9 protein-coding genes are annotated in these 11055 nt (G+C 45.7%); 5 read left to right on the plus strand and 4 right to left on the minus strand.

Features of this window, described 5'->3' with window-relative positions; genetic code table 11:
• Window positions 1-141: 141 nt before the first annotated feature.
• Window positions 142-1131 (minus strand): tRNA (adenosine(37)-N6)-dimethylallyltransferase MiaA, encoded by a 990-nt coding sequence (gene miaA, locus F6J94_RS22315; RefSeq protein ID WP_293044239.1) that lies wholly within the window; start codon window positions 1129-1131, stop codon window positions 142-144.
• A 202-nt stretch (window positions 1132-1333) separates the two neighbouring features.
• Here miaA and gyrB point away from each other — a divergent pair, with 202 nt between their 5' ends.
• From gyrB to F6J94_RS22335, 4 genes are all read left to right on the plus strand, one after another.
• Complete coding sequence (gyrB, locus tag F6J94_RS22320) at window positions 1334-3781, plus strand: DNA topoisomerase (ATP-hydrolyzing) subunit B (RefSeq protein ID WP_293044241.1); 2448 nt, start codon at window positions 1334-1336, stop codon at window positions 3779-3781.
• A 191-nt stretch (window positions 3782-3972) separates the two neighbouring features.
• Window positions 3973-4668, plus strand: a complete 696-nt coding sequence (locus F6J94_RS22325) for a type I restriction endonuclease (protein ID WP_293044243.1) — start codon at window positions 3973-3975, stop codon at window positions 4666-4668.
• 211 nt (window positions 4669-4879) lie between these two features.
• Window positions 4880-5296: a XisH family protein gene (locus F6J94_RS22330; RefSeq protein WP_293044245.1), complete on the plus strand. Its 417-nt coding sequence runs from the start codon at window positions 4880-4882 to the stop codon at window positions 5294-5296.
• The gene (locus F6J94_RS22335; RefSeq protein WP_293044247.1) at window positions 5284-5607 is read left to right on the plus strand and encodes a XisI protein; all 324 of its coding nucleotides are present in this window, start codon (window positions 5284-5286) and stop codon (window positions 5605-5607) included. The genes F6J94_RS22330 and F6J94_RS22335 overlap by 13 nt, the downstream gene beginning before the upstream one ends.
• A gap of 66 nt (window positions 5608-5673) precedes the next feature.
• On the opposite strand, the gene F6J94_RS22340 is transcribed toward F6J94_RS22335, so the two are convergent.
• The 3 genes from F6J94_RS22340 to F6J94_RS22350 form a co-directional block, all read right to left on the minus strand.
• The gene (locus F6J94_RS22340) at window positions 5674-6009 is read right to left on the minus strand and encodes a XisI protein (RefSeq protein WP_293044249.1); all 336 of its coding nucleotides are present in this window, start codon (window positions 6007-6009) and stop codon (window positions 5674-5676) included.
• The gene (locus F6J94_RS22345) at window positions 5997-6893 is read right to left on the minus strand and encodes an Rpn family recombination-promoting nuclease/putative transposase (RefSeq protein ID WP_293044251.1); all 897 of its coding nucleotides are present in this window, start codon (window positions 6891-6893) and stop codon (window positions 5997-5999) included. Before F6J94_RS22345 ends, F6J94_RS22340 begins: the two co-directional genes overlap by 13 nt.
• A gap of 103 nt (window positions 6894-6996) precedes the next feature.
• Window positions 6997-10854 carry an AAA-like domain-containing protein gene (locus F6J94_RS22350; protein ID WP_293044253.1) on the minus strand — a complete coding sequence of 1286 codons (3858 nt, stop codon included), beginning with the start codon at window positions 10852-10854 and terminating at the stop codon, window positions 6997-6999.
• Here F6J94_RS22350 and F6J94_RS22355 point away from each other — a divergent pair.
• The gene (locus tag F6J94_RS22355) at window positions 10833-10976 is read left to right on the plus strand and encodes a hypothetical protein (protein WP_293044255.1); all 144 of its coding nucleotides are present in this window, start codon (window positions 10833-10835) and stop codon (window positions 10974-10976) included. The genes F6J94_RS22350 and F6J94_RS22355 overlap by 22 nt on opposite strands.
• The last annotated feature ends 79 nt before the right edge of the window (window positions 10977-11055 follow it).

Consider the following 11055-nt stretch of genomic DNA (forward strand, 5'->3'; position numbering starts at 1 on the left):
CCCGATTCCCGATTCCCGATTCCCGATTCCCGATTCCCGATTCCCGATTCCCGATTCCCGATTCCCGATTCCCGATTCCCGATTCCCGATTCCCGATTCCCGATTCCCGATTCCCGATTCCCGATTCCCGATTCTTAATTCTTAATTCTTAATTCTCAATTCCTCTAAAAAACCTTCTATCCGCTCCCAAACCTTCTCCAACAAATCAGGACAATCCGCATCAAACCATTCAATCTCAGGATAAGCCTTAAACCAAGTGCGTTGACGTTTAGCAAATTGGCGAGTGTGGACAACAGTTAACTCTCTGGCCTGCTCAAGGGATAAGTTACCAGCAAGATAATCTTTAAATTCCCGATATCCCAAGGTATCTAGTAACGGTAAATTCCAACCATACTTCTCAACAATAGTTTCCACCTCAGCCACAAAACCTGCTGCTAACATTTGGTCAGTACGCTGAGCAATCCGCTGGGTAATAGTTTCAGAATCCCGACATTCCAAGCCAATCTGGAGAATTGGATAATTAGGAGGATTCTCTCCCTGCTGCTGTGATATCGGAATTCCAGTTACATAAAATACTTCCAATGCTCGCAATGTCCGCACTTGATCATTGGGATGAATCTTCTGAGCAGCAACAGGGTCAATCTGTTGGAGGAATTTATACAGCTGAGCTTGACCAAGAGCAGCTAGTTGCGGACGCAAATCTTCCTGAGGCGCAACCCGAGGAATTTTTAACCCCCGCACTACCGATTTGATATATAAACCAGTACCACCAACCAGGAAAAGAGGTTTATTGTTTAAATCTGCTTGATCTACCTGGTCTTCCCTGTGTTTCCTAGCTATAATTTCCTGAGCTTGCTGTTGATAATCAGCTACAGTTAAGGTTTCGGTTGGATCACAGATGTCGATGAGATAATGGGGTACCTGCTGTTGTTGAGCCAGTGTCGGCTTAGCGGTTCCAATATCAAATTCCCGGTAAACCTGACGAGAATCAGCATTAAGAATTATTGAACTAACCCGCTGTGCTAATGCTATCCCTAGACTCGACTTACCTGTAGCTGTGGCACCGCAAATTACTATGACTGCTGAGTGCTCAGTGTTGAGTGTTGAGTTTTGAGGGGAGGGCTGTTTCATCTTCCATTGTGGCATTCGGGACTAACTTGAGCACTGACCCACTGACACCATCATACCCTATATAGTGAATCCCCTATAGAAATAACCTATGAAAATGGGCTGTGGTCGCCTATAAGGCTTTTGTGTTACAATCTTTGGGTGTTTTATCATTTTTGATGAATCATAGCCTTTCAAAGCTTTTAACGGAGAACCCCGAAAGATTATGACGAGTAGTTACAGTGCCGATCAGATTCAAGTTCTAGAAGGTCTCGAACCGGTGCGGAAACGCCCAGGGATGTACATCGGGACAACTGGACCTAGGGGTCTCCATCATCTAGTGTACGAAGTTGTAGACAATTCCATCGATGAAGCCCTGGCTGGGTATTGTACTCACATCGAAGTTGATATCAATAGCAATGGTTCCGTAACCGTTACCGATGACGGACGAGGAGTTCCTACGGGCACCCACCCTACCACAGGGAAATCCGCACTGGAAACCGTAATGACCGTACTTCATGCCGGTGGTAAATTTGGTGGCGGCGGCTATAAAGTCTCTGGAGGATTGCACGGTGTTGGTGTTTCCGTAGTCAATGCTCTGTCTGAGTGGGTAGATGTAACGGTGTGGCGGGAGAAAAAAGAACATACCCAGCGCTATGAGCGGGGTGTGCCCATGACTGAACTACTCGTCAAGCCCTATAAAAAGGCTAACACTGGTACCTCAGTAAACTTTAAGCCAGATACCGAAATCTTTACTGGCGGTATTGATTTTGATTATACTACCTTATCCGGACGTCTCCGAGAACTGGCTTACCTGAATGCTGGTGTTAAAATTACCTTCTCAGACCATCGCCTGGAAGAACCCAGAGTAGAAACCTATCACTACGAAGGAGGGATCCAGGAATATGTCGCTTACATGAACCGGGAAAAGCACCCCCTACACGAGGAGATTATCTACATACAAGGGGAACGCAAAAGTATCCAAGTGGAAGTGGCACTACAATGGTGCATTGATGCCTATAGTGATAATTTGCTGGGTTTTGCTAACAATATTCGCACTATTGATGGTGGTACCCACTTGGAGGGGCTCAAGACTGTCTTGACCCGAACCATGAATGCGATCGCACGCAAGCGCAATAAACTCAAAGAAAGTGAGTCTAACCTAGGTGGTGAGAATATCCGAGAAGGATTAACTGGGGTGATTTCTGTCAAAGTCCCAGAGCCAGAATTTGAAGGTCAAACCAAAACTAAACTGGGAAATACAGAAGTAAGGGGCATTGTAGATTCCCTAGTTGGGGAAGTCTTGACTGAATACCTGGATTTTCGTCCCCAAGTAGTGGATACTATTTTAGAAAAAGCGATTCAAGCCTATAAAGCCGCAGAAGCTGCTCGTCGTGCTCGTGAATTAGTCCGGCGGAAATCAGTACTAGAGTCTTCTCCCTTACCCGGTAAGTTAGCCGATTGTAGTTCTCGGGACCCAGGGGAATCAGAGATATTTATTGTTGAGGGAGATAGTGCAGGGGGATGTTTTTCTGGAGAGACACAGGTTGCCCTGGCTGATGGACGGTCTTTGAGCTTCAAGGAACTTGTAGCTGAACAAGCTATGGGTAAAGATCATTTTTGCTACACCATTACCAATAACGGCAGCATCGGAATAGAACGGATTATCAATCCCAGAATGACCAAAGCCAATGCTGAAGTCATCAAACTTACCTTAGATAACTCAGAAACTATTATTTGCACTCCCGATCACCGCTTCATGTTGCAAGATGGTAGTTATAAGCCAGCAGTATCTCTGACTCCTGATGATTTCCTAATGCCTCTATACCGGCCACTGGCAGAAATCAGGAAACAGGCAAAGGTCAAAACCCAAAACAAAGAAGCCTATTCCGCTTTTGGGGGTAATCAGACACAGGTTTGTGAAGCTGTTGCTAACTATAATTACCAAGTTGTTTCTATTGAATCCCTAGAACAATTGGTAGATGTTTATGATATTGAAGTGCCTCATACCCATAATTTCGCTTTAAAGAGTGGGGTGTTTGTTCACAACAGTGCTAAACAAGGACGCGATCGCCAATTCCAAGCCATTCTCCCCCTCCGTGGAAAAATCCTCAACATTGAGAAAACTGATGATGCCAAAATTTACAAGAACACAGAAATCCAATCCCTAATTACAGCCCTAGGGCTAGGGATTAAAGGAGAAGAATTCGACCCGTCCAATTTACGTTACCACCGCATTGTAATAATGACTGATGCTGATGTGGATGGCGCTCACATCCGTACTTTATTACTAACCTTCTTCTACCGCTATCAACGAGCCCTTGTAGACCAAGGCTACATCTACATCGCTTGTCCTCCGTTATATAAACTAGAACGAGGTCGTAACCATAACTATTGTTATAGCGATCGCGAACTACAACAGCGAATTAGCCAATTTCCTGAAAACGCTAACTATAACATCCAACGATTCAAAGGATTAGGTGAAATGATGCCACAGCAGTTGTGGGACACCACCATGAATCCAGAAACTCGCACCATGAAGCAAATCGAAATAGAAGATGCTGCTGAAGCTGACAGAATCTTTACTGTACTCATGGGAGACCGGGTTGCTCCTCGCCGCCAATTCATTGAAACCTATGGCGCTCGACTGAATCTCACCGATTTAGATATTTAGAGTCTACCTTACTCACAAATTAGTACTAGTGTAAGCTATCAGCTGTCAGCTGTCAGCTGTCAGCTTATTTTATTCAAAAGCACCTCAAGTAGAGTGGCACAGGCTTCTAGCCTGTGATTCAAGGAATAAGCTGATAACTGATAGCTGATAGCTTACCTTAGGACATTGATAAAAGCTGAAAAGCTTTTTTAGTGAACTATTCCCTATTCCCTATTCCCTATTCCCTGCTCCCTGCTCCCTACTCCCTTATAGTAAATCAAGCCATGGTTACCGCAATTCCAGCTAACCAAATTACCCTCTACGATTTAAGAGTAAAATTTGGCTTAGAGCGCACCGATGATGAGCAATTCTTTCAGGAGTGGCAAGATGATTTACCAGAACTAACAGAATTAGAAAAAAAAGAGCTAAAGGAAATAAAGAGAGACTATCTCCACTTATCAGAGCGTCCAATGGTGGAAACTATCGTCAAAATGGTAGTACTTTCCCCATTATTGAAACTAGCTGGCTTTTATCGTCATCCCTTTTATATTACTGCAGAGAAAGTCGTAGAAATTACTTCCCAAGATCAAGAAACAATTATTACCGGAAGACTTGACTTACTCATCTACACTCCTGAATTTTGGGTATTAGTCATCGAAGCCAAACGAGCCGATTACTCCCTGGAAGTTGGCATCCCCCAAGCACTAAGTTATATGCTAGGAAATATTGAATCAGAAAGACCTGCTTTTGGATTTATTACTAATGGGCCAGATTTTATTTTCCTAAAACTGAGCAAAGACAATACACCAAAGTATGGTGAATCGGATTCATTTTCTCTTCGGAATAAGACAGGCTTGGAGCAGGTTCTCAAAATCCTAAAGCGCTTTAATCAATTACTGAGCCAATAATCAAGTCCAGTAGGGTGTGTTAGGGACGGGCTCGCACTGATTTTCGGCCTGTTAATGTTGGGATAGCCCGGCCCGTAACGCACCGCCAGTCCAGTAGTCCAGTAGGGTGCGTTAGGGACGGGCTCGCACTGATTTTCCGCCTGGTAGTGTTGGGACAGCCCGTCCCGTAACGCACCGCCAGTGTTGGGAATTTTATTATAATAATCAAAATATGGCCAAAGATATTTTCCACAATACAGTTAAAATAGCTCTACAAAAAGATGGTTGGCTGATTACTCACGATCCCTATCAATTGCGCTACGGTATGGCTGATATCTATATCGATCTAGCTGCAGAAGAAGCGATCGCTGCTGAGAAAGAAGGTTGTAAAATAGCAGTGGAGGTTAAAAGCTTTGCCGGTGGCTCAACTATCTCTCAATTTCACACCGCTCTTGGTCAGTTTCTTAACTATCGGATTGCCTTAGAAATATCTGATGAGCCAGAACGCATTTTGTATCTGGCGATTCCCAAAGATACCTACCAAATGTTCATCAGATTTGAACCTGCCAAAACTGTGATTGAACGATATGAAGTCCGGTTAATTGTTTACGATCCGAATCATGAGGTTATTGACCAATGGATAAATTAGATCAATATCGTCAGATTACCTGCGAATTTTTAGAAAGCTTTGCCAGTTATGATCTCAATGCTCAACTTATCTTTGATAGAGAACGGGATCGTTATTTGGTTTTCCATAATGAATGGCGTAATGAGTACCGCATCTATGGTTGTGCCATGCATCTTGAGCTGATCGAAGGTCAAATCTGGATACAGCACAATAGTACTGAGATTTATATCGATAGTGAATTAATTGAGCGGGGTGTTTCTCCCAAAGATATTATACTGGGATTTCGCTCTCCCAGCGTCCGCAAACTTATTGCTGCTGCGATGGAAGACTAGTGTTGGAACTGCCCTTCCGAAAATTGCCACAGGCTGGAAGCCTGTTCCACGCAACCTAACCGGATTTTAACTAACAGCAAACTCAGTAAATTTGCGAACATCTGGAGGATGAAAAGCTAAAACAATATCACTTTTTGGAATACCTGCTGCTACTAAATCATTAGCAATGCCGTCTTCAGTATTGTCACATTGAATCCAAATTTTAGAATTAAGAATTTCAACATGAATCAAACAACTATGAAGATGCTCTTGGTTATTCCATCCTTCAGAAATAATTAAATATTGGTCTGTGTCTCGGTCAAATGCTGCATGGTTACGGATGTTAACATTAGAGTAATCAATGTTAACATAAGGGGTTAAGGTTTGACGAATAATTTGGCGATAGTTTTCTAATTTATCCATTTTATAATCACCTCCTCACTCAACTCCGTATATTGAGCAATATCCTTCAGGGGTAACCCTGCTGCTTTCATCCGTTTAGCAACCTGCTGTTTTACCTTAAGTTTACCTTGTTCGATAGCGGCCTGTTTTAGACCTTCAAGTCTACCTTGTTTAAAACCTTCCTGAATACAGGTTTCGACAACACTGTACATATCCCGGTAGACCTTAAGGCTATCATAGTACAGGGCTTGCTCTTTTGGTGAGAAATTGGCAATCTCCGCCACTTCAAACAGCTGGGCAAACACATCTCCTGGAAAGGATTCAGGGGGAGCCTTAAATTCACCGAGATGCTTCAATAAAAATAACCACTTGTCAAAATGGGTTTCTAATTGATTAACCGATTTAGTAAATTTCGGTAGTTCAATATAAATAAATTTTAACTTATCGTATAACAGTTCACAGTATTGATTGTTTAACTCTACCACATGCAACAGTTCTGGATTGTCCTTATGGTCATTAAAAATAAAATCCAGAATACCAACGGTGTAGACTGCCGTTAGCTGATCATCCCAATTTCCCAGTTGCGCCTGTTCTTGGATGGGAAACGTGCCATAGTAGACACTGGGATCTTTGAAAAAATTGTGGTCTGCTTTTTGAATTTCCACCATGAACCGTTCACCGGTTGTGCTCTGACAATAACTATCAAAAATGGCTCTTCTGTTCACTAAGGTGTTGCCAAAGAATTCCGGAGTCTTAATGGTGACATCCTGAATCTGATGGTGGGCAGGTAACAGAGTATTCAAGAAGTCCATCAACAGTGCTTTGTTGGACTGAGTGCCAAAGACCCGCTTAAATCCGAAATCCGTAAGCAGGTGAATGTATTTATCTCGCCAGAGGAACACCATATCAAAAAGCCTAGATAAAGGGTAAGCTATCAGCTAAGCTGTTCAGCATTTAGATTAGGATACCTAAATTGCTAAATTGAGTATCTGAACCTCAACCTTGAACCTATTGCCTATTCCCGATTCCCGATTCCCGATTCCCGACTCCCGATTCCCGATTCCCGATTCCCGATTCCCGATTCCCGATTCCCGATTCCCGATTCCCGATTCCCGACTCCCGATTCCCGACTCCCGATTCCCGATTCCCGATTCCCGATTCCTCGCATACCCATAACTTCTCCTTAGCTCCAGGATGCCTAATAAAGTAATCTTCCAGCAAGTCACAGCCCCGACCCAGCAGCTCACCTAAACTTTCAACCTTCCAAATTCTGGCAGTGCCGTCCCGTGAAGCAGTGGCCAGTTTCTGTCCATCCGGGCTGAAGGCTACATCAGTTACCCACTTTTGATGCCCCGTGAATACGGCTAATGGATTGCCTTGTAAGTCCCAAATTCTGGCAGTTTTGTCGGATGAAGCCGTGGCCAGCTTCTGTCCATCCGGGCTGAAGGCTAAACTCGATACCCAGGACTGATGCCCGGTGAGCACGGCGATTTGATTGCCCTGGTTGTCCCAAATTCTGGCGGTGTTGTCTAATGAAGCCGTGGCCAGCCTCTGTCCATCCGGGCTGAAGGCTACACTCCATACCGAGTCCTGATGCCCGGTGAGCACGGCGATTTGATTGCCCTGGTTGTCCCAAATTCTGGCGGTGTTGTCATCTGAAACAGTGGCCAGCTTCTGTCCATCCGGGCTGAAGGCTACACTAAATACCCTGTCCTGATGCCCTGTGAGCACGGCGATTTCATTGCCCTGGTTGTCCCAAATTCTGACGGTGCCGTCCCATGATGCCGTGGCCAGCCTCTGTCCATCCGGGCTGAAGGCTACACTATATACAGTGGACTGATGCCCGGTGAGCAGGGCGATTTCATTGCCCTGGTTGTCCCAAATTCTGGCGGTTTTGTCATCTGAAACAGTGGCCAGCCTCTGTCCATCCGGGCTGAAGGCTACACTTGATACCCAGAACTGATGCCCTGTGAGCAGGGCGATTTCATTGCCCTGGTTGTCCCAAATTCTGGCGGTGTGGTCCGATGAAGCAGTGGCCAGCCTCTGTCCATCCGGGCTGAAGGCTACACTAAATACCCTGTCCTGATGCCCGGTGACCAGGGCGATTTGATTGCCCTGGTTGTCCCAAATTCTGGCAGTGCCATCCCATGAAGCAGTGGCCAGCCTCTGTCCATCCGGGCTGAAGGCTACACTTAATACCCTGTCCTGATGCCCGGTGAGCACGGCGATTTCATTGCCCTGGTTGTCCCAAATTCTGGCGGTTTTGTCAAATGAAGCCGTGGCCAGCGTCTTGCCATCCGGGCTGAAGGCTACACTTAATACAGTGGACTGATGCCCGGTGAGCACGGCGATTTCATTGCCCTGGTTGTCCCAAATTCTGGCGGTTTTGTCCCATGAAGCCGTGGCCAGCCTCTGTCCATCCGGGCTGAAGGCTACACTATATACAGTGGACTGATGCCCGGTGAGCACGGCGATTTCATTGCCCTGGTTGTCCCAAATTCTGGCGGTGTTGTCCCATGAAGCCGTGGCCAGCCTCTGTCCATCCGGGCTGAAGGCTACACTAAATACCCTGTCCTGATGCCCTCTGAGCACGGCAATTTCATTGCCCTGGTTGTCCCAAATTCTGGCAGTTTTGTCGAAGGAAGCCGTGGCCAGCCTCTGTCCATCCGGGCTGAAGGCTACACTCCATACCCTGTCCTGATGCCCTCTGAGCACGGCGATTTCATTGCCCTGGTTGTCCCAAATTCTGGCCGTTTTGTCATCTGAACCAGTGACCAGCCTCTGTCCATCCGGGCTGAAGGCTACACTCTCTACCGAGTCCTGATGCCCTGTGAGCACGGCGATTTCATTGCCCTGGTTGTCCCAAATTCTGGCCGTTTTGTCATGTGAAGCAGTGGCCAGCCTCTGTCCATCCGGGCTGAAGGCTACACTTGATAGCTCGGACTGATGGCCGGTGAGCACGGCGATTTCATTGCCCTGGTTGTCCCAAATTCTGGCGGTGTTGTCTAATGAAGCCGTGGCCAGCCTCTGTCCATCCGGGCTGAAGGCTACACTAAATACCCTGTCCTGATGCCCTCTGAGCAGGGCGATTTCATTGCCCTGGTTGTCCCAAATTCTGGCGGTTTTGTCCCGTGAAGCAGTGGCCAGCCTCTGTCCATCCGGGCTGAAGGCTACACTATATACCTCGGACTGATGCCCGGTGAGCACAGCCCCTTTTCGTAATTTACTAATACTCTGGTGGAGGGCATTTATAGGACTAGTAGCAGGATATTGCTCCAGGGGGCGACCATCTTTAACGAGATTATCTAGCTCTTGCCCAGTCTCCATGGCCTGATACAAAAGCCTTTCCCCTCTTGTATTGGTGCCATAGTAAACATTATACGGTAACTGTCGTGAAATATCATTCCCTTGCCGTTCTAGTCGTGTGACTAGTTTTGCTTGCTGTATTTGTTGTCTAGCGTTGACACCAGCCACTATAGCAACAATTAAGGACAAACCCATTACAATTCCCCCTATGCGTATGGTCCGCTGGGCTTGTTCTTTAGCCTTGGCTAATATCTCACTAGCCTCTTTCTCAGCAGCCAAAGCCTTTTGCACTTCTCTCTTATCTAAAACCTGACTTGCTCTCAAAAACTGGGAATCTAAATCGCTTAAGGCTTTTCCCTTCGACCATTGTTCGGCCTGCTCTAATGCTCCCCCCCGCAACAAAAAAGACTCATCCTTATACCCAGAATTAACCCAACCCGTAAACGCTTCAGAGTAGGGGCGCAGTCTAGCCAATTCTGTCTTGACCCAATCGGAATTGAAAACTTCCCCATAAATCCGGTTGTTAACTTCCAAACAGCCATTACGCTCCACCACCAGCCCCGATAACCTTAATTCCGTCTGTTCTTCACTGCCATCAGCAGCTAGACAACCGTGATCCAACACTTGCTGATACAAACCCAACAGCATCCCAGCCCGTTGCTCATTCCTGAGAATGCGATCGCGTATGGTCTTCAAATGCTCCTGTTCATCCTGAGCTTCCCAATTGTCAATGATCTGCCTACGCACGATCTGGTCTAGGGAAAGACTATTACCCGATTCCGCAGTCTGAACTACCAAACGACACACGCGCTGGGTCAGAAATGGTTGTCCCCCCGTCCAGTTTACTATCTCATCTAACACCTGTTCAGGATTATTAACTTTACCTACCAAACCCCGAACCAAAGGCTGTTTGGCTTCCTCAAAGGTAAACCCAGTCAACTGAATATCCTGACCAATATTAAACGGAGTGCGCTGTTTATCCTGAATTAAATCTGCAGCAGTTGCCACCCCCAGCAAACAAAAGGTAAGACGATTGTAGGCTGGCTTTTCAGCTCGTTGATTGTAACAGGCTCTTATTAAGGCAAAGAAATCATCTTTAAACTTAACTTTAATAATACTATCAATTTCATCCAGAAAAATAACAACTTTACCTGGAATACTAGTTAACACGATTTGCTCAATAAACTTACTTAAGCACAACACCGGGGAGATTTGAGCACGCTCGTCTAACCAACTGTCTTCATCAAAGGTTCCGAAAAGCTCGAAATCATCCACCAATAACATCATCAAACTTTCATACCACATGGACACCGTGATGTCTTCTTTTCCAATCACGGTCAGATCGATAGACGCGCAAGCAAATCCCTCTTGTTTTAACCGTTTTATGGTTCTTACCCGCAAACTCGACTTACCCATCTGTCGGGAATTCAGCACATAACAAAACTCCCCAGCCATCAATGCCTGAAAAAGCTCGTCATCCGCTTGTCTGGTCACATAAGTAGGTTCATCCTGAGGTAAACTACCTCCTACTTTGTAGATTGTTGAGTGTTGATTGGTCATGGTTGGAAAGGGAACAGGGAATAGGGAATAGGGAACAGTGTGGGGAGATGGGGAGATGGGGAGATGGGGAGATGGGGAGATGGGGAGATAGGGAGAGAGAAGAAGTAGTTTTCAATAATTAGGTATAGTTAAAGATAGTTTTGCTCATTGTTATCGAAATTATTGCTATGTTGATAATAATGATATTACCCGATTCCCAAA

Source organism: Moorena sp. SIO1F2, assembly GCF_010672755.1.
Classification (GTDB): Bacteria; Cyanobacteriota; Cyanobacteriia; order Cyanobacteriales; family Coleofasciculaceae; genus Moorena.